The organism is Staphylococcus sp. 510, assembly GCF_057219715.1.
Map to the genome: position 1 here is coordinate 1 of NZ_JBXVVK010000017.1, position 23,501 is coordinate 23,501.

The 23,501-nt window shown below is 33.5% G+C and carries 15 protein-coding genes, 1 tRNA gene, 1 other RNA gene and 3 pseudogenes; 5 read left to right on the forward strand and 15 right to left on the reverse strand.

Going from position 1 to position 23,501, the window contains the following annotated elements; translation table 11 throughout:
• Positions 1 to 338: 338 nt before the first annotated feature.
• The 11 genes and pseudogenes from recR to gltB form a co-directional block, all read right to left on the reverse strand.
• Positions 339 to 935 carry a recombination mediator RecR gene (recR, locus tag AC2D8K_RS11215; RefSeq protein ID WP_002466890.1) on the reverse strand — a complete coding sequence of 199 codons (597 nt, stop codon included), beginning with the start codon at positions 933 to 935 and terminating at the stop codon, positions 339 to 341.
• Positions 936 to 939: 4 nt separating this feature from the next.
• Complete coding sequence (locus AC2D8K_RS11220) at positions 940 to 1,257, reverse strand: YbaB/EbfC family nucleoid-associated protein (protein ID WP_002451946.1); 318 nt, start codon at positions 1,255 to 1,257, stop codon at positions 940 to 942.
• 89 nt (positions 1,258 to 1,346) lie between these two features.
• Complete coding sequence (dnaX, locus tag AC2D8K_RS11225) at positions 1,347 to 3,047, reverse strand: DNA polymerase III subunit gamma/tau (protein ID WP_002451945.1); 1,701 nt, start codon at positions 3,045 to 3,047, stop codon at positions 1,347 to 1,349.
• A 70-nt stretch (positions 3,048 to 3,117) separates the two neighbouring features.
• Positions 3,118 to 3,648 (reverse strand): GNAT family N-acetyltransferase, encoded by a 531-nt coding sequence (locus AC2D8K_RS11230; RefSeq protein WP_484698727.1) that lies wholly within the window; start codon positions 3,646 to 3,648, stop codon positions 3,118 to 3,120.
• A gap of 157 nt (positions 3,649 to 3,805) precedes the next feature.
• Positions 3,806 to 4,075, reverse strand: an RNA gene (gene ffs / locus AC2D8K_RS11235) — signal recognition particle sRNA large type.
• A 91-nt stretch (positions 4,076 to 4,166) separates the two neighbouring features.
• A complete protein-coding gene (gene treR / locus AC2D8K_RS11240; protein ID WP_484698728.1) occupies positions 4,167 to 4,901 on the reverse strand; it encodes a trehalose operon repressor in 735 nt (244 codons plus the stop codon).
• A gap of 25 nt (positions 4,902 to 4,926) precedes the next feature.
• The gene (gene treC, locus AC2D8K_RS11245; RefSeq protein WP_484698730.1) at positions 4,927 to 6,564 is read right to left on the reverse strand and encodes an alpha,alpha-phosphotrehalase; all 1,638 of its coding nucleotides are present in this window, start codon (positions 6,562 to 6,564) and stop codon (positions 4,927 to 4,929) included.
• 75 nt (positions 6,565 to 6,639) lie between these two features.
• A pseudogene (gene treP / locus AC2D8K_RS11250) lies at positions 6,640 to 8,077 on the reverse strand (PTS system trehalose-specific EIIBC component).
• Between the two features lie 280 nt (positions 8,078 to 8,357).
• Positions 8,358 to 8,450: transfer RNA gene (locus tag AC2D8K_RS11255), tRNA-Ser, on the reverse strand.
• A 52-nt stretch (positions 8,451 to 8,502) separates the two neighbouring features.
• Complete coding sequence (locus AC2D8K_RS11260; RefSeq protein ID WP_484698731.1) at positions 8,503 to 9,966, reverse strand: glutamate synthase subunit beta; 1,464 nt, start codon at positions 9,964 to 9,966, stop codon at positions 8,503 to 8,505.
• Between the two features lie 15 nt (positions 9,967 to 9,981).
• Positions 9,982 to 14,478, reverse strand: a pseudogene (gene gltB, locus AC2D8K_RS11265) (glutamate synthase large subunit).
• 200 nt (positions 14,479 to 14,678) lie between these two features.
• On the opposite strand from gltB, the gene gltC reads away from it, so the two are divergent.
• The 3 genes from gltC (at position 14,679) to AC2D8K_RS11280 (ending at position 17,547) form a co-directional block, all read left to right on the forward strand.
• Complete coding sequence (gene gltC / locus AC2D8K_RS11270) at positions 14,679 to 15,554, forward strand: glutamate biosynthesis transcriptional regulator GltC (protein WP_484698737.1); 876 nt, start codon at positions 14,679 to 14,681, stop codon at positions 15,552 to 15,554.
• A gap of 119 nt (positions 15,555 to 15,673) precedes the next feature.
• Positions 15,674 to 16,786 (forward strand): YibE/F family protein, encoded by a 1,113-nt coding sequence (locus AC2D8K_RS11275; protein WP_484698732.1) that lies wholly within the window; start codon positions 15,674 to 15,676, stop codon positions 16,784 to 16,786.
• Complete coding sequence (locus AC2D8K_RS11280; protein WP_002451936.1) at positions 16,783 to 17,547, forward strand: YibE/F family protein; 765 nt, start codon at positions 16,783 to 16,785, stop codon at positions 17,545 to 17,547. Before AC2D8K_RS11275 ends, AC2D8K_RS11280 begins: the two co-directional genes overlap by 4 nt.
• A 50-nt stretch (positions 17,548 to 17,597) precedes the next feature.
• Here AC2D8K_RS11280 and AC2D8K_RS11285 read toward each other — a convergent pair whose 3' ends face one another.
• Together AC2D8K_RS11285 and AC2D8K_RS11290 are read right to left on the reverse strand one after the other, a co-directional pair.
• The gene (locus AC2D8K_RS11285) at positions 17,598 to 18,062 is read right to left on the reverse strand and encodes a GNAT family N-acetyltransferase (RefSeq protein ID WP_262961880.1); all 465 of its coding nucleotides are present in this window, start codon (positions 18,060 to 18,062) and stop codon (positions 17,598 to 17,600) included.
• 11 nt (positions 18,063 to 18,073) lie between these two features.
• Positions 18,074 to 18,460 carry an NUDIX domain-containing protein gene (locus AC2D8K_RS11290; RefSeq protein ID WP_049425211.1) on the reverse strand — a complete coding sequence of 129 codons (387 nt, stop codon included), beginning with the start codon at positions 18,458 to 18,460 and terminating at the stop codon, positions 18,074 to 18,076.
• Between the two features lie 192 nt (positions 18,461 to 18,652).
• On the opposite strand from AC2D8K_RS11290, the gene AC2D8K_RS11295 reads away from it, so the two are divergent.
• Both AC2D8K_RS11295 and AC2D8K_RS11300 read left to right on the forward strand, forming a co-directional pair.
• Complete coding sequence (locus AC2D8K_RS11295; RefSeq protein WP_002451933.1) at positions 18,653 to 18,922, forward strand: hypothetical protein; 270 nt, start codon at positions 18,653 to 18,655, stop codon at positions 18,920 to 18,922.
• A 290-nt stretch (positions 18,923 to 19,212) separates the two neighbouring features.
• Positions 19,213 to 20,708, forward strand: a pseudogene (locus tag AC2D8K_RS11300) (glycosyltransferase).
• Positions 20,709 to 20,754: 46 nt separating this feature from the next.
• On the opposite strand, the gene AC2D8K_RS11305 reads toward AC2D8K_RS11300, so the two are convergent.
• Both AC2D8K_RS11305 and AC2D8K_RS11310 read right to left on the reverse strand, forming a co-directional pair.
• On the reverse strand, positions 20,755 to 21,684 hold the full coding sequence (locus AC2D8K_RS11305; protein ID WP_484698734.1) for an NAD-dependent epimerase/dehydratase family protein: 930 nt from the start codon (positions 21,682 to 21,684) through the stop codon (positions 20,755 to 20,757).
• Positions 21,685 to 21,837: 153 nt separating this feature from the next.
• Positions 21,838 to 22,836 (reverse strand): CHAP domain-containing protein, encoded by a 999-nt coding sequence (locus AC2D8K_RS11310; RefSeq protein WP_484698735.1) that lies wholly within the window; start codon positions 22,834 to 22,836, stop codon positions 21,838 to 21,840.
• Between the last annotated feature and the right edge of the window lie 665 nt (positions 22,837 to 23,501).

Here is a 23,501-nt window from a genome sequence, read left to right on the forward strand (position 1 = left end):
ACCTTATCAACTCGAAAGTCAATAACTTTTTTAAATTAATTTTTGAAGTGATTTGTGTTTGTTTTCGCTTTGTTTCGCTCAACAAATATATACTATACAGACATTCAAAACTTTTAACAACAGTAAAATTTACACTTTCTTTCCTGTGTAAATCTCTTGGTGTGCCTGATTTCGTATAATATAATAAACGTTATTATAAAAGTTCGTTTTTTGGATGAAATTTATTGATTTACATCGTAATTCACTTCTAAAATCTCACTATATACAAACTTTAACTTTTTTTACATTTTATTAACAAAATTAAAAAACACTGACACGTTACGCATCAGTGTTTTTAACTACATTTCAGTTCTACCAGCTATCGCTTTAGATAATGTTACTTCATCTGCATATTCTAAATCTCCGCCTACAGATAATCCTTGTGCTAGACGAGTTACTTTAATGCCTATTGGTTTAACAAGACGGGAAATATACATTGCTGTTGATTCGCCTTCAAGATTTGGATTCATAGCGAGTATTAACTCTTTAACTTCATCATTTTTCAAGCGTTCAACCAATGCTGGTATATTTATGTCCTCAGGGCCTATACCATCCATAGGTGATATCGAGCCATGTAGAACATGATACAAGCCTTTAAACTCTCTCATTTTTTCCATTGCTATGACATCTTTATCATCTTCAACAACACAAATAACTGAGCGATCTCTTTGTTTATCTTCACAAATATAACAAGGATCTTTTTCAGTTATATGTCCACACACACTACAATAGGTAAGTTCACGCTTTACATCTACGAGCGCTTTCGCAAATTGAACGACGTCATCTTCTTTCATATCTAATGTGTGAAATGCCAGACGTTGAGCGGTCTTAGGACCAATGCCTGGCAATTTCATAAAACTATCTATAAGTTTGGATATGGGTTCTGGATAATGCATCTTATCACATTCCAGGGATATTTAAGCCTTGAGTATGTTTACCTAAGCGTTCTTGTGTTAACTTATCAGCTTTGTTCATCGCTTCATTAGTAGCTGCTAATACTAAGTCTTGTAACATTTCAACGTCATCTGGATCTACTGCATCTTCTTTGATTTGTACATCTACTACTTCTTTGTGTCCAGTAACAGTTACAGTAACCATGCCGCCACCAGCTGTACCTTCAACACGTTCATCTTTTAATTTTTCCTGTTCTTGTTCCATTTTCTTTTGCATTTTTTGCATTTGTTTCATCATTTGTTGCATATTTCCGCCACCGCGCATAATCTATTTCCTCCTTGTAATTCCTTGAATTCTTTAAATAATAACTTTGTTTATATTATACATACGAATATTAGCCTTGTCATGTGTAGCTAATCATCTATCATATGTACTGTTTCTTCTCCAAATAAATCTTTCGCCTTTTGTGCTACATCTTCTTGTTCTGGCTCAGTTTCTATTTTTTCCGCTTCATTATGTTGATCCTGTTTTCTGTTTTGAAGATATTCTGCTCTTACACGTAACCATTGATCTGAGGGAACACCCACTACTTTGACAGTTTTATTAACGATATTACAGACTACACTTTCTATATTGTTACGCTTTTCATCGTCTTTATTAACAATTTCACAGTGAATCTCTTCTTCAAATTTCACTAACACATGATCTTCGCTTGCTGCTACTGGTTCTGAATTTTGAAGTAAACTTACTAAGGACTTTTTATCATTGTTTTTAGCATGATCAATAACTTCTTGCCAATGATCTTTGAGTAGTTTGATATCATCTTTATTGGCTTTATCTAACACTTTAGCAATTTGTTGCATAGAAAAAGCATTTTTTGAGCGTTGTTGACTTCTAACTGGCTTTTTCGGCGATTGCGTCTGTCCTGATGCCGATACACCTTGCGATTTTAATACTTTCAATTCCTGCTCTAATTGTTCCATACGTTGTAATAAAACGTCATTATTAGGTTCTGTAGCAACTTGTGTTGTAGCAACATTTTGCACTGTTTCTGGTTTAGCTTTAATCATTTCAGCTAATTTTACCAACAGTACTTCGAAATGCACGCTTTGATTCACACTAAAACGTATAGATACTAATGTGTCATTGATAATATCAATCATGCGATATAAGGTATCCAAGTCAAAATGAAGAAGTGCGTCATATTCGACTTCTTGGTTCGATGTTTTATTCATAATTGTATCTCTGACGAAATAAATCATATCATTTATTAAACGATTGACTTCTTTTCCTTCGGTAACAAATTGATGATACCTCGTAAATGATGCCTTAACATCGCCTTTAACCACATCTTTAAATAATTCATTTAACGATGCTTCATCCACACTACCTGTAACATTTAACGCGTCTTGTAATGTTAAATGTTCATCTCCAAAAGCAATGGCTTGGTCCATAATACTTAACGCATCTCGCATACCACCTTCAGAGGCCTTAGCAATAAATTCTAGCGCCTCATCATCGTAAGGTAATGACTGTGAATCAGCCACGTATTTCAAACGTTCGACAATTTGTTCTAAACTGATAGCTTTAAAATCAAATCTTTGCGCTCTTGAAATAATAGTTGGTGGGATTTTGTGAGGTTCAGTCGTAGCTAATATGAAAATTGCGTGTGCAGGTGGTTCTTCTAATGTTTTTAATAACGCATTAAAAGCACCTGTCGTTAACATATGAACTTCATCAATAATATAAACCTTGTATTCGGATTCACTTGGTGCGTATTTAACTTTATCTCTAATATTTCTAATCTCATCAACACCATTGTTACTCGCAGCATCTATTTCAATCACATCAGAATTAGTGCCTTGAGTGATACCTTTACAAATTGCACACTCATTACATGGTTCCCCGTCTGTACTATTTGTACAATTAATAGCTTTAGCAAACACCTTAGCAATACTTGTTTTTCCTGTCCCTCTAGGGCCGCTAAATATATAGGCATGGGATTGTTTCCCTTTAGATATCGCATTTCGTAAAGTTTTAGTTACGTGCTCTTGTCCGACGACGTCATCAAAACTTTGAGGACGATACATACGATATAACGCTTGATAATTCACCTTAGCACCTCCGTTTGCAATTACTCTCTATTATATCATTTGTGCTAGCCTGTTCATCAATAAAAATTCTTTAACGCATAATACTTGGATATTTTACTTGTCCAATTGGTTGGTCTGTTAAATTATCCCATAGAAACTTCACTAATAAAGGCTGCGTGACATCTTCATCCTTAGAATATAAATTATAGTCATTTGCTAATTGATAGCCTAATTGAGTAAAGTATGATGTTTCTCGATCAACTACAATAGTAGTGTACCCTTCTGACTTCGCACGTTCTTCACCAGCTTGGACTAGTGCTTTACCTAATCCTTGATTTCTTAATTCCTTTTTTACTGATAGTGACGCGACAGTCAAAGCGGTATATGTTTTCTCTTCTGAAATCACTCTGACTTCGACAAGCATGATATGTCCAATCACTTCATTTTGTTCGTTCTTCGCTATTACTTCTAACTCATAATTATAGTCATCTGACTTTCTTAATGTTTTAACAAGCGCTTTTTCCTGCCAACTTGCTTCCGGTTGTTCATCGTAATTTGCTTCAATACTATTTAATGATTCTTCATAATCCACTTCTGTTAAGGTACTCAAATAGATTTGCATCTTTACACCACCATTTACGTCATTAGCTATTTCGTTTGTTTTATCGTTATAACTTTATCAAATTATGTCACATTTATCTATTTATATAAAAAGAGAGCGACTCATCATACAAGTCGCTCAAATCTATATTCGATATTATTATTTATAAATTTAAAAACCGTGCACCTTTGAATCGAACGTATATCACAAACGTTACCGAAGTCGTTAGCTAAATCTCGGCTACCCTACGGCACATATGAGAGTCCACTTAATGCTGCTTCCGTCAGGACCTGACATGATTCATGGGTTCATATTGCATAGGACCGAAATCTTCAAACACTACGTGCTTCGGGCAGACTTCACAAAAATACGCCCTCAACAAAGGAATTAAGTCTCGCATAAAGCGGATTTCGAGTACAGGGAACCACTACCTCCCCACCTAGCACGGTAAGATTTATAATACTATAATTACTATTATGTTTGCAAGCTTAAAATCTTACAACTATAAATATCTATCATAAATTCGTTCAGCTTCGACTCTATTGCAATAAATTTTCTCGACGTCTTGAAAACTCCTTAAATTTAAATTCAGTCGCAAGATGTTTAGATATATTATATTGAAACTGTGTCGTATCCTTTAAATATACTGTACTTCGCACTGTCGCTGTATAAGGAGGGTTAATATCGCCAAACATCTCATAGTCTAATCTTGAAAATGGTTCAATAGTAATAGATTTACTTGAGTAACTGATATCTAGCTCTAAATCATTTTCTAAATAGTTATATATAGATTGTTTCGCAACGCTATTAGGAATAGATGTAACTACAGATTCCAAGAAAAAATCTTCATCTAAGATTTTCACCTTGTCTTGAATTGAACGTGCGCGAATAACATGAAGCAATATATCATCATTTTTTAATCCTAATGCTAACCTTACTCTTTCATAATCGCCTGCTTTAACTTCTTCGTTAACAATAAGTTCAGTATGGTGTTTCAAGCCTAATTGATCTTGTACTTCTTTGAAACTAATCAACTCTGAAAACGGAAATTCAGTGATTCCTTGGTATATAACAACAGACCCTTTTCCTCTAATCTTTTGAATCATGCCATCATTCGCTAACAGCTCCAGCGCTTTACGAACCGTTTCTCTAGACGTCCCATAATTAGATACCAATTCATTCTCTGACGGTATTTGATCACCATATTGGTATTGTTCTGATAAAATCTGATTTTTTAACTGTTCATAAATAGTAATGAATTTCTTTTGAGTCATGTTGAGATCCTCTTTTTACATAAAATTACTTCGCCGTTTCAACCACAATTGCACCAAAGCCTGACATTTGACGTTGCTCTAATATTCCATTTTGAATAATTACATCACCTGAGACATCTAAATCTTCAGGTAATAATACAGGTTCTTTAGAGAAATTAGCAATAACCAACCAAGTTTGATTGCGATAATGACGACGATATACAAATAATTGTTCGTGTTCCATATACATCGGTTCAATATTACCATAAGTTATTATATCGTGATGATGTCTTAATGAAATCAATGTTTTATATGTGTGTAAAATAGACTCAGAATCTTTCATTGCTTGTTCCACATTAATATGGTGATAGTTCTGAGGAATAGAAATCCAAGGTTCTCCAGTTGTAAAACCTGCATGATTTGTTGCATTCCATTGCATTGGCGTACGAGAGTTGTCACGTGATTTTTGATCTAATATTTCTAAAATTTCTTGCTCGTTGTATCCCTGATTTTTCAAATAATCATAAGCATTTAATGATTCTACATCTCTATAAGCATCTATTGAATTGAAATGAGGGTTGGTCATACCAATTTCTTCGCCTTGATAAATATATGGTGTCCCTTGTAGCATGTGTAGTGAGATGGCTAATGTTTTAGCGCTTGCTTGACGTAAAGATTCAGAACTATCATCCCCGAAGCGTGAAACTACACGTGGTTGGTCGTGATTACACCAGAATATCGCATTCCAGCCACCACCTTCATATATACCTAATTGCCAATCCATCAATATTTTTTTAAGTTGTTGAAAATCCATACTACCCTTAGCCCATTTTTCACCGTCAGGATAATCTACTTTTAAATGATGGAAATTAAATACACTACTCAATTCTTTTCTTTCTGGATTAGAATATTTAATACAGTGATCAATGGTAGTAGACGACATTTCACCGACAGTCATCATATTCTTATTACCAAATGTATGTTGATTTAATTCATGTAAATACTCATGCACTTTGGGTCCATCCGTATAAAACTCTTTTCCGATTTTGTCAGAATCCTTAAATTCACCTTTGGAAATAAGATTGATCACATCAAACCGGAAACCATCCACACCAAAATCAATCCAATAATTGACAATTTGATAAAGGGCTTGTCTAACTTCTGGATTATCCCAATTTAAATCTGCTTGAGTAACATCAAATAAGTGTAAATAATAGTCATCACTTTTTTCATCATATTGCCATGCATTACCTCCGAATTTGGATTCCCAATTTGTGGGCGGTCCATCCTCTGAATGTCTAAAGAAATAATAGTCTCGATAAGGACTATCTTTAGATTGAATGGCTTCCCTAAACCATTGATGTTCTGTTGATGTATGGTTAATCACAATATCCATCATTACTTTAATATCTCGTCGATGAGCTTCTTTCACTAAAACTTTAAAATCTTCTAAAGTACCAAATTGTTCATTAATAGTAAGATAATTACTAATATCATACCCATTATCGTTCATAGGCGATTCATAAATTGGCGTTAACCATATGTAATCTACGCCTAGAAAATGTAAATAATCTAGTTTCTCAATAATACCTTTTAAATCACCCTCACCATTGCCTGTCGTATCATTAAATGATTTGGGATATATTTGATAAACAACTGATTTTCTCCAGTCTTGTTCACTCATTGTTAAACCACCTTTATGTATTATATGAAAATAAAAAGCGCTCAGAGGTTTAATCAACTTGAACGCTTTACTTTTTTATGAATTAGATGTGTCGACCATCTTTTTAGCTTTTTGATTACTAAATCTTGAAAATACTATTGTTAACACAGCAGGAACAACTGTCGCAATTAATGTAGCTGGAAGATAGATCCACCAAAATTCACTTTTGATTGAGATAAATGCAGGCCAACCACCTACACCAACACTACCTAATACTTTGTGAGCACCAATGAAAGCACCTAGTACACTTGAAGTTAGAATGGCCGCAATAAAAGGATATTTTAATGGTAAGTTCACACCAAATAAAGCTGGTTCAGTTACGCCTAATACACCTGAAATACCTGAAGTAAACGCAAGTCCTTCTTCTTTAACCATTTTCTTACATTTATAGACAATCCATGCACCAAATGCCGCTGAACCTTGGCAAATATTTGAAATCGCTAGAATTGGCCATAAATATGTACCGCCTAAACTACTACCCATTAATTGGAAATCAACGGCTAAGAACATGTGATGTAAACCTGTAATTACAAGTGGTGCATATAATAAACCATATAACGCGCCACCTAACCAACCTGCATGTTCAAATACATAAGTCACGCCATTTGTAATGCCTGTGCCTAATATTAAGGCAATAGGTCCTATAACTATAAACGCTAAGAAACCTGTAATCAACAATGCTACCGGTCCAACTACGAACATCTTAATAGAATCATGTACAACTTTGTTTAGTACTTTCTCTAATTGAGCTAACACATATGTTGCTAATAATACTGGTAAAACTTGTCCTTGATAATTAAGCTGCTTAATTTCTAAGCCAAATAAATTCCAAGTTGGTATATGCCCTTTACCAATATCATATTGTGATACAAGTTGCGGATGCATTAAGATAAGCCCTAAAACCAATCCTAAAATTGGACTTCCTCCAAATACACGCATACTACTCCAACCAATTAAAGCAGGTAAGAAAATGAAAGCGGTACTTGCGATGACATTAATTATATTTGAAATGTCCGCAATTTGTGGGTACATGTCTATTAACTTTTTAGGACCAAATAACCCTTCCATAGTTAAAATGTTATTGATCCCCATTAATAACCCAGCTGTTACAATCGCTGGTAAGATTGGTATAAATATATCCCCCAATAATTTAATCAATCTTTGAATTGGATTCCCTTTTTTAGCTGCAGCTTGTTTAGCGTCGTCTTTTGAAGCTTCTTCTGCTCCCGTTTCTGCTACAAATTGTTTATAAACTTCATCTACCGTTCCCGGCCCAATAACAATTTGATACTGATGATCTGCTTTGAATTGTCCTTTTACTAAAGGATTATCACTCAACGCATCTTTATCTACTTTATTATCATCTTTTAATACTAACCGTAGTCTTGTTACACAGTGTGTCGCAGTATCTAGGTTCTCCTTCCCCCCCAATTGTATCTACAATGGCTTTTACATCTTGTTTTTTTACAGCCATAGCCCTCACTCCTTTGTTATCTTACACAAAGTATAACTTGTCTAGACAAGTTATGTAAAGGCTTTCAAGTAAATTCATATAATCTTTTACTTCAAAGACACAAATGAGTCACGTTTCAATTTAAAACTGCCCCTTTATTAGGCATATAAAACTGTCAGCACTGCGTTGTTCAATTCCGTCTTAACGTCGCTATATAAAAAGGCAAATAAAAAAGGCAAATACTCATCATAAAATGAATACTTGCCTTTTATATCTATTAGTCTTGGATTTAAAATTCTAATGGCGGAGGAAGAGGGATTCGAACCCCCGCGGCCCGTTAAGGCCCTGTCGGTTTTCAAGACCGATCCCTTCAGCCGGACTTGGGTATTCCTCCATTGAACACAATAATTATCATATAATAGTGTTCATTAAAAGTCAATTCTTTTTTACACTAGAATTTCTTGGTTTAAATACGTTTCAACTGCATCAGCTACGGCTCTACCTTCTTTAATAGCCCATACAACAAGACTAGGTCCTCTTCGTGCATCCCCAGCAGCAAAGATCTTCGAATGATTCGTTCTAAAGTCTTTGTCATTAGCCACAATTTTGTTTCGTTCGGTTTTAATACCAAATGATTGTGGAATGATGATTTCAGTACCTATAAAGCCAATGGAAAGTATAACTAAATCTGCTGGCCAAAATCGTTCTGGTCCATCTTCCATCACCGTACCGTCTTCAGTCTCTCTTAATATTTGTGTATAAAGCCCTCTCACTTTCCCAGTATCGTCCACATCATATCTCATTGTTTGAACACCATATGCACGTGGCTCTTTATCAAATTTCGCTTCACATTCTTTATGTGCATAATCCATTTTGAATACTGGTAAGGCAAGTGGCCACGATGTATTGGTTTCAAAAGTGATTTCTTCAGGAAGTTTCGTAAACTTATTGAACTGCACAATGGATTTACAATTTTCACGCAACGCTGTTGCCACGCAATCTGCCCCCGTATCTCCTGCACCAATAATAATGACATTCTTATCTTTAGCTGAGATAGTTACTTCGTCAATTTCACCAGTTAAAAATCGTGTTTGTTCTGTTAAATAATCCATTGCAAAGTGAATACCATAACCCATACGTCCCTCTAACGGTAAATCTCTAGCATTCTGTGAACCTGTGCATAAAATAATAGCATCATATGTTGATTCTAAATCTTCACGACTGATATCGACACCAATTTCAATGCCAGTTTTAAACTGAATGCCAGCTTCTTTCATTAATTTAATACGACGTCTTACCACATCTTTATCTAATTTCATGTTAGGAATACCATACATCAATAAGCCACCGGGTTCCTTAGCTCGTTCATATACTGTGACCTTATAGCCTCTATGGTTAAGTTCATCAGCTGCTGTCAACCCAGCTGGTCCACTTCCTACGATAGCAACACTTTGCCCTCTATCCGCTTCAGGATATTTTGGCTTAACCCATCCATTTTCATATGCTTCATCAATAATTGTACGTTCAATTCCTTTAATAGCTACTGAATTCCGATTAATTTTCATCACACATGATTGTTCACATGGTGCTGGACATACACGTCCAGTAAATTCTGGAAAATTGTTCGTTTCACTAAGTCTATCGTATGCTGCTTTAAAATCTCCTCGATAAACTAAATCGTTCCATTCCGGAATATAGTTGCCGATGGGGCATCCTATCGTTTCAAAACCATAGGATAATCCACTTTGACAAAAAGGTGTACCGCAGTCCATACATCTCGCCCCTTGAGTAGATGCATCTTCCTTTGTAAAACGTTGTTGAAATGCATGATGATTTGAAAGACGATCAATCAAAGACAATTCTGCTAATGCTTGCTTTTCATATTTCATAAACCCTTTAAATTCGCCCATGATAATCCCTCTTTCTTAATAAACTACTGCTGGTTTTAATGTCTCATCAACACTTGAACTGTTATCATTAAATGCCGCTAACATAGCATCGTCTTTTCTACTATGTTGACGTAATTGAATATCAATTTTTTGCATCATTAATTTATAATCTTTAGGTATCACTTTGACAACTAGATTTTTTATGTCATCGAAATGTTGTAATATATCTTGCGCCTTTGAACTATGTGTATATTTCACATGACTCTTAAGCATTTTCTTAATAAACTGCATTTCTTCGTCATACATAACTTCACTAAATTCCAAAGTATTAAGTGCATGTTGCGTCTTAAATTGACTGATATCACTTGGAAATACATAACTTACGCCACCACTCATACCTTGACCGAAGTTCTTTCCTACATCGCCAAGTATTAATACGTGGCCGCCTGTCATATATTCAAGTCCATGATCACCAATACCTTCAACTACCACATCGGCACCACTATTTCTAATACAGAAACGTTCTCCGGCTTTACCATTAATAAAAGCTTTACCTTTTGATGCACCATAGAAGCATACGTTTCCTGCTATGATTTCATTTTCACGTAATGAATTAGGTGCTTGTACAATGACTGTACCACCTGACAAACCTTTACCGACATAGTCATTGGCATCTCCATTATGATGTATCGTTAATCCTTTTGGCGCAAAAGCAGCCAAACTTTGACCAGCATGGCCATCCGTATTAACATAAATCGTATCTTCTGGTAATCCTTTTTCCCCATATTGTTTAGCAATCGCACTACCAGTAATCACGCCAACATCACGTTGAACGTTCTTAATGGTATAACTTCCTGAAAATGCATGACCTGCCTCTATACTTTGTTTGGCATCTGGATATAGATAATTCAAATCAAAACCTTCATCTAAATGATGATTCTGTGCTATTTCCTTAGTATTAGGACCATCAGCTATGTTGATTAATCGTTCGATTTCAACAGATGCTGCTTTTGTTCCTGGTTTAATATGAGAAGAACGTTGTAATAAGTCTGTTCGTCCTACTAATTCTTCAACTGTTCTCAATCCTAATGATGCAAGTATTTCACGTAATTCTTCTGCAATAAAATACATAAAATGTACAACATGTTGTGCTTTTCCTTTAAATAAAGCACGTAAATCTTTGTTTTGAGTAGCAACTCCTACTGGACATGTATCCTTATGACAAACACGCATCATAACACATCCCAAAACCACTAAAGGTGCTGTTGCAAATCCAAATTCTTCCGCTCCAAGCGCACATGCATACGCTACATCTTTACCAGTAAGCAATTTACCATCTGTTTCTAACTTTACTCGACTTCGTAAATCATTTAATTTCAAAGTTTGATGTGTTTCTGCCAAACCTATTTCCCAAGGCACACCCGCATGTTGAATACTAGTTTTAGGCGAAGCACCTGTTCCACCGTCATAGCCACTGATGACAATTTTATCTGCAAACGCTTTTGCTACCCCTGATGCAATGGTTCCCACACCTGTTTTCGACACTAATTTAACAGCAATATCCGCTTCTTTATTTGCATTTTTCAAATCATGAATCAATTGTGCTAAGTCTTCGATAGAATAGATATCATGATGCGGTGGTGGTGAAATGAGACCGATACCCGGCGTAGATCCTCTTGTTTCGGCAATCCACGGATATACTTTAGAACCAGGTAATTGACCACCCTCACCAGGTTTAGCACCTTGTGCTACTTTAATCTGTATTTCCTTTGCATGTTGTAAGTAGTCATTCGTTACGCCAAATCTTCCAGAGGCAACTTGTTTAATTGCGCTAATTTTATTACTACCGTCTTTTTGAGGTTGATAGCGTAAAGGATCTTCTCCACCTTCACCACTGTTACTTTTACCTCCTAGACTGTTCATCGCTTGCGCCAATGTTTCGTGCGCTTCAGCTGATATAGATCCATAACTCATTGCACCTGTGTTAAAACGTTTAACAATTTCAGAAGCAGGCTCAACTTTTGATATATCAATAGGTTTACAAGTCTTAAATTCTAATAAATGACGAATAAAATCTTGGCGCTGTTGATTAACCGTATCGGAATATTGTTTGAATAAGTCATAGTCATTATCACGACAAGCATGCTGTAATAAGAAAATTGTTTTAGGATTATAAGCATGATGCTGTCCTTGTTGTCTCCATTGGAAAGTACTACCAGACGCTAAACAATCTGAATGCGACTCTTGTCTTGCTTTATTTTCCTCATCAATTTGTTGAATGTTAATACCAGAGATTTTAGATTGTGTCCCTGTAAAATATTTATCAATAACAGTTTGTGATATCCCAACCGCTTCAAATATTTGTGCACCTTGATAACTTTGAACTGTTGATATTCCCATTTTAGCCATTACTTAAATAACACCTTCTGATAACACGTTTGTATACGTTTCGACATTCGATGTTACTGTACCATGTAATTTGCCATCATTTGTGAGTTGTTCAACCGTTCGTTGAGCTAAATATGGCACGATTGCGTTTGCCCCATAACCTAGTAAGCATGCTACGTGATGTACTTCACGTGTCTCACCAGATTTTGCAACTAAACTTGTTTCCATACGTAAACCTTCGCGTATCAAACATTGATGAACATGGCTCATTGCTAGTAACATTGGCATGGCAAATCCTGATTCTGACGCTAGCAAACTATCGTCTAATACGATAATTTCAGAACCATTTTTCACATATTGAATCACTTCATCAGATAATCGTTTCAAACTAGCCTCTAAATCATCATGATATATAGTTGAAACATAAGTCGTTTTAAACTTCTCAGTATCAATAGCTTCTAATTGGGCCTCTGTTAATACTGGTTTTTTAAGTTGAACACGATGAAGTACTGTTTTATCAGGTTTCAATAGATTGCCTTCGCCACCTAAATAAGACATTTCACTTGTGACAATTTTTTCTCTATAAGCATCAATAGGTGGATTAGTAACTTGTGCAAATAACTGTTTAAAATAATTAAATAAGCTTTCAGGTCTATCATTTAATACTGCAATAGGTGCATCATATCCCATAGCACCAATAGGATCTTTCTTCTGCAAAACTAAATCAACGATATACTTATTCATTTCTTCTTTTGTATACGCAAATTGACGTTGTAGTTTAAATAATGTTTCATCATCATATTCAGTTGAACTGTATTTCACATGATCTATATGAGCTTCATATTTTTCTGTTTTTAGCCACTCTGCATACGGATGTTCACTAGCAATTTCATATTTCAATTCATTGTTTTCAACAACTTTATTCTTCTTAAAATCGACTAATAATAATTTTCCAGGATTTAATTGCCCTTTAAACGCAACCTCTGATTCATCAACATCTATTACGCCAACTTCAGAAGAAAAGACGATGAAATTATCTTTCGTGATGGTATATCTACCAGGACGCAAACCATTACGGTCTGTTAATGCACCTATCTTATCCCCATTACAAAATGAAATCATTGTAGGTCCATCCCATGGCTCCATTAAGTAACTATAAAATTCATAAAACGAACGTACATCTTTGTTATTCGATTTGTTATAGAGCCATGGCTCTGGTATTAATAGCATGGCAGCTTTTTCCGGTTCCATTGCCAAAGATAAAAACTCTAATGCATTATCAACGATTGATGAATCACTACCATCTTCATCAACAATACGATGTATTTTATGTTGATCCTCACCAAAAAGTGTATGTACTAATTTATTTTGACGTGCACGCATCCAATTAACATTACCTTTAATTGTATTAATCTCACCATTATGCATAAGTAGTCGATTAGGATGTGCACGTTTCCAACTCGGAAATGTATTTGTACTAAATCTTGAATGTACTAGACCAAGTTTCGATTGATAGGCTTCGTGTGTTAAATCTAAATATAGCCCTTTAATTTGATCAGAACGTAGCCATCCTTTATAGACAATGGTTTTGTGAGATAAGCTTGTAAAATATAATTCTATCCCTTCTTGTTCAGCGTAATATTCTATTTGCTTTCGAGCTAAATAAAGTTGTTTATTTATATCTTCAGCGTGACGAATATCGATAAACACTTGTTGAATAAAAGGCATCGTATCCGCTACATGCTGTGCAACTGCCTCTTTATTAACTGGTACATCACGATAACCTATGACACCGAAACCTTCACCTTCAAAATAGTGACTCAACACCGTCTCATGCTTACTTCCAATCACACGTTCTTTTGAAAAAAATAGCCCTACTGCATATTCACCTTCCTTGGGTAGTGGTAAATCATGCAACTGTTCAAAGAATTTAAAGGGAATTTCAGTCATGATACCTGCACCATCACCAGTCATTCCATCAGCACTGATACCACCTCTATGATCTAATCTACATAACATTTCTAATGATTTTTCAATGACATCATGTGATCTAATGTTATCCATATTAGCGTAAAAACCAATACCACAAGCATCATGTTCCTCACGATAATCGTATAATCCCTTTTTTAGCTTCTCATTATACATGATGCACACTCCCTTTTAGAATTTTCTGACAATTAATATTTAGTAATCATTAATATAATGTAATTGTTTCATCTGTTCAATATATAAATTAGATAATATTTATCTAAAAATTAGAACAATTAACAACCAAACTGTTATAATAAGTGTCAAATGTAATGTTGGATAAGTTGCAGAAGTAGCTAAAAGTGAGGATTGAAATGATGGAAATCAAACAACTTAAATATTTTGTAGAAGTAGCTAAACGAGAACATATTTCTGAAGCTGCATTAGAATTAAATATTGCCCAATCAGCCATAAGTCGTCAAATGACTCAGTTAGAAAAAGAATTAAACGTTAACTTGTTTAAAAGACAAGGACGAAATATCTTATTAACATCTGAAGGCAAACAACTATTAACGGAAGCCACTAAAATATTGGATCAATTAGATCAAACAATACAATTATTTCAACATCAACAGACATTAAGTAATCAGAAGATATTTTTATCCTATAGTGAAAGTGAAGCTTCCCATAAATTAGGTCGCCTCATTCAAATCTTTGAAGAACAATCAGAAAGTCAAGCTATCCCTAATTTGAGTCAAGACAATGACATTTTGGATAACGTATTAAAAGGAGAAATAGATATAGGGATCCTTGAACTGACTGATGAAATTAAGCAACATTCTGATTTAAATATGACTGCTTTATTCGAAGAACATTATAATTTATATACTAACAAGAGAGACCCTATCGCCTTAACACTGCAACCTCATTTATCTCAATTGCATTTACAAAATGTCTTTTGTCTAACCGTGTTACCAAAATCAATTAAAGAAAAATTGCCTTCAGACATACGTACAATATCAGATAAACAATTAGCTCAATACCTTTTAAAAAAAGAAAGAGGTGTTTTGATTACACCTCAAAATATTTCTTTAGATAGTCCTTCAAATGAATGGATTAAAATACCTCTCAGTCACACTGAAATAAAACGTACGATTTGTGTGATTACTAAAAAAGGAAATCATAAACCCGATTTACCTGTTGCTTTACAAACGATACAAGTATTGTTTAATAAAACATCTACGTACCATTAAATATAAGGTCAAGTTAGGATTAACAGTATTCAAAAGGTCGCTTCGGTTTATTTTTGAAATCTAATTTAATTAAGCGTATAATCATTCTATTATTTCATAGAAGAATTGGGGTTTATTGAATGCAATTTAATACTTTTTTCAAAAATAAATTTTATTGGGTCGTTATGGCATTCATCATCATATTTTTAGGTTTATTTATATTCACTTTCTTTAATGAAAAATGTTATCAAATGCCTATCGGTAAAATAATAGATGTTCAAAGATTGAGCACACAACATGTATCTGACGATCAACATAACAAAGACATCAAATACAAAGACCGACTTACCGTTAGAATATTAAACGGTAAATTTGAAGGTAAATCAACAACAATCACTAACGAGTTTGTTAAATCACAAGTTGATTCAGAACGTTTTACTAAAAACGATAAAGTTTTATTACATATTTCTAAAAATCCGAGCGACGCCGATATCATTGAGAAAAAACGCGATGGATTAGTCGTTCTTATCACAGGCATTTTCTTCATCACGATATTAATTGTAGGCAGACAAGTAGGTTTACAATCGATACTTTCACTCATCTTGAACTCAATCGCAGTTTTAGGTGCGATTTATATTCATTATCAAATGCCAAATACGAGTTTATTCACATTGATGGTTATAGCAATGATTGTTTCAACAACATTGACTCTATTACTAGTTACAGGCTGGCGAATGCGAACACTGATTACCATTGTTTCTACACTTGCAGGTACGTTTCTTTGTATAGGTATCGCTGAGTTAGTTATACGATTCACTCATGGCAATGGTATTAAATATGAAACAATGAGTTTTTTAACCTTACCACCGAAAGAGGTCTTTTTAGCTTCAGTATTAATTGGTTCACTTGGAGCTGTTATGGACGTTGCAATCACTATTGCTAGTGGGATGAATGAGATATTGCAACGAACACCTCAAATTAGTATGAGGAGATGGGCCCTAGCAGGTAGACATATTGGCCAAGATATTATGGGGACGATGACAAACATTTTATTATTCTCTTATTTATCTGGTAGTTTACCTATGTTTCTCATATATTTAAAAAATGCCAATACCATTACATATACCATTTCTATGAATTGGTCATTAGAAGTTGCTCGTGCATTGATAGGGGGTATTGGGATTGTTTTAACCATCCCAATCACTATCGGTTTAATGGAATTATGGCTTAAAATGCGAGGTGAAAATCGATGAGTGCAATAACAATATTAGGCTTGATATTACTAGTGCTGATGATTATTTTCGGAGGTAAAAAAGGACTCGTGTCATTTGCGACATTATTTTTAAACTTCATCGTTTTAGTCATTAGTATCTTAATGATTATTTTTGGTGTACCGATATATATCACAACTATGATATTCTGTATCGTTGTCGCAGCATGTAATCTATTCGTGTTAAATGGGTACGATGTTAAAACACAAGCCGCATTTATCGGTACAATCATCACAACGCTTATATTAATTCTAGCTATATATATTTCAGTGAACGTAGGCCATTTACAAGGCTTCGCGACAGAACAACAAGACGAAACATATGTATACTCTATGAATATCGGCATCGATATGGTTCAATTCATGATATTTACTATTGTGCTTGCTGTGATCGCTGCTGTCATTGATTTAGCTATCACCATCAGTTCACCCATGTATGAATTAAATGATACTAACCCAAATTTAAGTCAACATCAATTATTTCAATCAGGCATGCGTGTAGGTAGAGAAATTCTAGCAACATCTGCAAACACTATATATTTAGCTTATTTCGGAGGCCAATTGACATTATTCTTTTGGTTCTTCAAATTAAATTATTCATTTGGTCATATTATCAACTCGAAAATCTTTGCCCAAGAATTTATTTCAATTCTATTCGGAGGTATTGCTGTTGCTATTAGTATCCCTATCACAGCTTGGGTAACTGCTTTTTTAATTAAAAGACAATCAACTGCTATCAAATAAAATGAAGCAGCATATAAGGAGGTTGTTACAAACGTCCTATATGCTGCTTTTTATAATAGATATGACATTACATACACAGGCTTCCCTATCATCGTTGACTCACCTATATGATAATATCCAGCTTGTTCATATAAATGGATGGCTCTTGGATTATCGATGTTTACAGTCAATACAATTTCATTAATATGTGGATAGAAATGCTTTATATAAGTACTCAGTTGATGGATGACATGTTTCCCTACACCTTTACCCCTGTATCGTGCATCAACAGTAAATGATCTAAAGAAAATCGCTTTTGGATTAGTAGAATATGGTGCTGGTCCATCCCCTTCATGTAAAGTGAAAAATGCAACACACTGTTGTTCTTCCATAACCAATGTTGGATATCTATTTTCATTTGTTTTAGCAGACTCCAAGTTTTCCAACGGTGTTTTTGTATAGCGTGAATCTTCTTCAGAGAGTTGTATTGATTGAACAGCTTCAAAAAATTGTGGTTGATATGCTTTTATTTCCATATTGTCTCCTTTTATTGACCTGACATTTCTTTTATCCAAGTTAAAACTGCTGGTGCAATATACTCTGAATCATTTTTATCAAACCACTTAATATCAGTAATTTCATTATCCGTATGTATCTTATCCCAATTAATTGATACTGTTGCTCGATAGCCATTTAACTCTGTTAACATATTTTCTTGAGGATATGCTTTTCCAACGACTGTACCTATATAAGACAATTCTTTATCTGACAGTTCTAGCTTTAATTCTTCTTTCAATTCTCTTTTTAAAGCTTGTAATTGTGTTTCTCCTTCATCAATTTTACCACCCGGGAAATAATATTTTTCACGATGACGTACTTGTACAAGTAATATTTGATCTTCTGTTTCCTCTACTAAGCAAACACATTTAATCATAACTTAACTCCTTTCTGCAAATACTTCTAACATCAAAATATATTTAGTTTTATGTTATCATAATTCCACAAAATATTTCTCCTCATCATTTTATAAATTTTAGTGTATAATCGATAGAATATGGGTAATCAATATTAATAACTATGTTTGAATTGGGATAAAGTAACACCCAAATGCATTGGAGGTAAAATCATGGCAAAAAAATCAAGCGCAACACGCTTATCAAATTTATTCGGAATCGCAGGATTCATCGTTGATGGCTATAACGGTATTAAATACGATGCTAAAAATAAACAACTCGTATACTTATCATTAGGCCTAAGTACATTAGGTACATTATTAGATTTTTATGTATCTATTAAATCTCCTTATAAATTCCGTAAATTAGGTGCATTAGTATCATTCGCTATTAATGGTGCACGTTTATTTACAAGCTTTAGAAAAGTAAAAAATGAATACTAAACATATTCTTTTTATATAAATTAAGATAGTAATAGTCTGAGTTCTCATATGAGGATTCAGACTTTTTTTAATTAAACCCTTAACCTCATCACACTCAAAATCACACGTTGTTATATGTGGTATGTTCATAAAATTTATAAATACTTCAATTCTGTAGATTTATAAATATCAAAATATTTGTAATTATTATTCATAGACATTAACATGACAATAATTCAAATTATTATGTTTTATTTTTCACAAAGTATAAAAGAACGAAACGATGCTTTATTGTTGAAAGGAGCCTACAAATGATTTACACGATTACATCTACATTACCTCCCTCACATGGCGGTAGAACCCAAGCTTTATTAAGAAGGATTAAATTGATAGATGAAGAATTTAATGTACCCACTAAAATTTTGACGACAAATTATAATAGAAACTATCCAAATATTTATAAAACATTTTTAGAAGAACATAAAGTCACTGAAAACATAGAATTCGAAAACATTTATGAATGGTTAACAAATTATAAAATTTACGACGTACCCAAAACAAAATTCTTCAATAAACCAAAATACAATAAAATACCAAAACGTATTTCTGGACTTAAAGCTAAAAAGAACAATCAAAATCATGACATACATTATTATCTGAATAATCAATTAGTGCGTTACAGAAAATATTTCAATAATAATTCAATCTTACGTTACGAAGATGTCATTGCTCCTGAAACTGGCTTGAAAACAAAACGAAGTGAATATAATTCATATGGTTATTTGCATAGAATTATTAATTATTATGAAAATTCTACAAAGAAAAGCCAAGAAATGATGTATTATTCAAACGGTGAAATGTACTGCGAACGTCATTTTAAAGACAATAAAAAAATAGCGTCAATTTAGTTAAACTGTTCAAAGATGGAAAAGTATATCAAACTTTCTCCGATGACAAGGCATTCGCACAATATTATTTCGAACATAAATTCAAAGATGGAGACATTGTTTTCAGTGATGCAAGACTTTTAGACGATCCATTACTGGCACAATCACATCATACTCGAAATATACTAGTGTTACACAGCTCTCATTTATCCGGGACTCAAATAAAAAAATCTTTCCAATACGCATTTGAACATAAAGAAAATGTTGAAAAGTTTATAGTCTTAACGCAACAACAAAAAGTGGATATTCAAGACATGTATCCTATTCCAGATAAACAATTTGCGGTTATTCCACACTTTATTGAAACAAACAAATCTATTGATAATGAAAATGTTGAAGATCGCTTTGTATTTATAGGTCGCTTTAGTAAAGAAAAACAATTAGATCATCTTTTAAAAGCGTATATAGAATTTCTTAAAAGCGGGCATCAGACAAAATTGGCATTATATGGCAGAGATGAAGATAACCAAAAAGCTATGATGCAGGACATCATCGATGCAAATCAATTAAATAGTCAAGTTACCATTCATAAATATACTTCTAGTCCATTAGCCGAATTTAAAAAATCCAAAGCATCATTATTAACAAGTAGCTATGAAGGATTCGGACTCACTATTATGGAAAGTATTTCTATGGGGTGTCCTGTTATTGCATATGACGTTAGGTATGGCCCTAATGAAATTATCGATCATGCTAAAAATGGTTACTTAGTTGAAGCGAATAATATTAATCAATTAGCCAAATATATGACTCAAATCATCGAACACCCCCTCACTAAATTTGAAAATAATGAAAAACTATATTATTCATCAGCCGTTAATCATTATAAGCAATTACTCGAAGCGTTAAAGGCAATTTAAAAATATCCTCCTCACTTTGTTATTAAGACAAAGTAAGGAGGATATTTTATGGTTGATATTCTAGATAAGACTGGATTCCCTTTTCAACAGAATATTGAGGATTAAATCCTAAACTTTGAATTGGCGAAATATCTGCATATGAATGTTTAATATCTCCAACTCTTTCCTCATCATAAGCGTATGGAATACTATAATTAAAATGTTGTTCAAATATATTTACCATCTGCTTTAATGTCGTTTGTTTCCCAGTTCCTAAATTATATACATTGCCATTAACGTTATCATTGTGTAATACTAACCAACATGCTTCAACTAAATCATCAATATAAATAAAATCTCGAGTTTGCAAACCATCTCCATAAAATGTGAAAGTCTCTTTATGATTAAATTTGTGATTAAGAATTGAAATGACCCCTGAATAATCAGAATATGGATTTTGTTTAGGACCATACACATTGAAGAAGCGTAATGAAACGGTAGGCAATTGATATAATTGATGATAAATTTTAGCGTAGCTTTCTCCAGCATATTTTTGTACTGCATATGGAGACCTTGGATCAATACGTGAATGAATCACTTTAGGCAACCCTTCTAATTGTCCATAAACGGCTGCAGATGATGCGAACAAGAATCTTTTTACATTAGAATGCTGTAACCTGAGTGTTTCTAAAATATTCAACGTAGCATCGATATTCACTTGGTTAGATCGTCCCGGTTGTTGAACTGTTTCCACGACGCTCACCATAGCTGCTAAATGAATGACATAATCAAATTGTTCTTTTTTAATTAAGTCCGAGACAAATTTCAAATTATTGATATCTTCTTGATAGAAATACTCTTTTTTTACATACGGTATATTTTCAATACGACCAGTTGATAAATTATCAATTACATGTACTTCAATATTATTTTGAATACATTTGTGCGCTATGTGTGAACCGATAAAACCAGCCCCACCCGTAATTAGTGCTTTCATGTTGTTGTCCTCCTAGATGCCTGCACGGTATAAACCATGTAATTACTGTGTGATTTTCTTCTAAAATATAATAATGATTGCTTGATCAATTAAAAAAACTACCGAAAAAGTAATTAAACTTAATCAGTAGTTCTATGTTCATATAAGATGATATTAATGAATATATCTATATGTATTCACTTGATATGAAGGAATTGTTCTATATGTCACAATACCTGGTGACGCTGCCCAGTTCATTTCTGAAACTAAAATACTACCATCACTATTAACTCGCTCTACAAAAGCGACATGGCCATAGTATCCTGAATCACTTTGCACGATTGAACCTACTGTTGGTTTACCATCAATTGTGTAACCATCAGCTGCTGCTGCGTTATCCCAATTGTTTGCATTCCACCAATATGTGCTAATGCCTTTTCCAATTTGAGCACGACGATTGAATACATGATATGTACATTGTCCCCATGTATATAAGTTTTGGTGATTAAATACTGGTGTATTGTAACCATTATTACTTGAGTTAGCTGTATTTGAACTACTATTTGATGTAGAAGCAGTACCTGATACCTTTAATTTTTGTCCTGGATAAATAAAGAAATTAGATAATCCATTAAGGCTCATTATTTTTTGATAAGTTGTACCATATTTAGCAGCTATTGATGATAATGAATCTCCCGCTTGAACAGTATATGTTGATGAACTTCCAGTTGTTGATGCCGAACTACTTGGTTTACTAGTACTAACTGTACCTGATACTTTTAATTTTTGTCCTGGATGAATTAAAAAGCTTTTTAAACCATTTAATTTCATTAATTTTTGATAACTCATGCCATATTTAGCGGCTATTGATGATACTGAGTCCCCTGCTTTTACTGTATATGTAGACGAACTTGTTCCTGTAGATGATGAACTACTTGGTTTACTAGTACTAGTTGAACCTGATACCTTTAATACTTGGTTTGGAAATATTATATTAGAAGATAAATGATTCAAAGATTTTAATTTTGAAATAGATATTCCATATTTACTAGATATAGACCAAAGAGATTCGCCACTTTTAACCTTGTGTGTCGTTGCTGCGTCTGCTTGTGTTGCTGCAATAGCACTCACTGCACTTGTCCCAACAATTGCAGCAATAATTTTTTTATTCAATTACTTATTCCTCCTCAAATACTCTATTTGTTTCTCGGATTTTTTATACAATAAGTATTATACTCTCTTAATATGAATATGGTGTTTGTATTTCATGACATTATGATTACAAATATAATATTTTTATCGAATTGATTCATATATAAAACTCATTTCTACTATATATATATGCGACATTTTCTTTTTACCTTTAATATTTACAAATAGCATCAATTTACAAATTTTTTTAAATTTCTATATTAATTTTAAATGCTAATCTTGATACTTCTAAACTTTATTACTTAATTCATCAACTCATTATTTTTTAAGTAAATCTAGACACTTCATTAAGCAATTGATAAATGAAAACTAATTGATTAAATGAAAGATAAACAATCATATAGGCTATTCCAAAATTTTTAAAAGTTATGTTTTAACAAGTTAATACTACTAAAACCAAAATTTATTTTGAGATAATATTGGATGGCCAAAACTTCATAACACTCTGTCATAACAGTCTCTCCAGCTATTTTTAAACATTGTATTATACTAACATTTTCATATTCATAATTATTCTTCCTTTACTTATTGTGTTTTAGGGTGTATAGTTAATCTAACGTAATAAAAGGTCGTGAATTTGATTGAAGTTTATTTGTTTAGAATATACTCTTTTGATTTAATGAAAC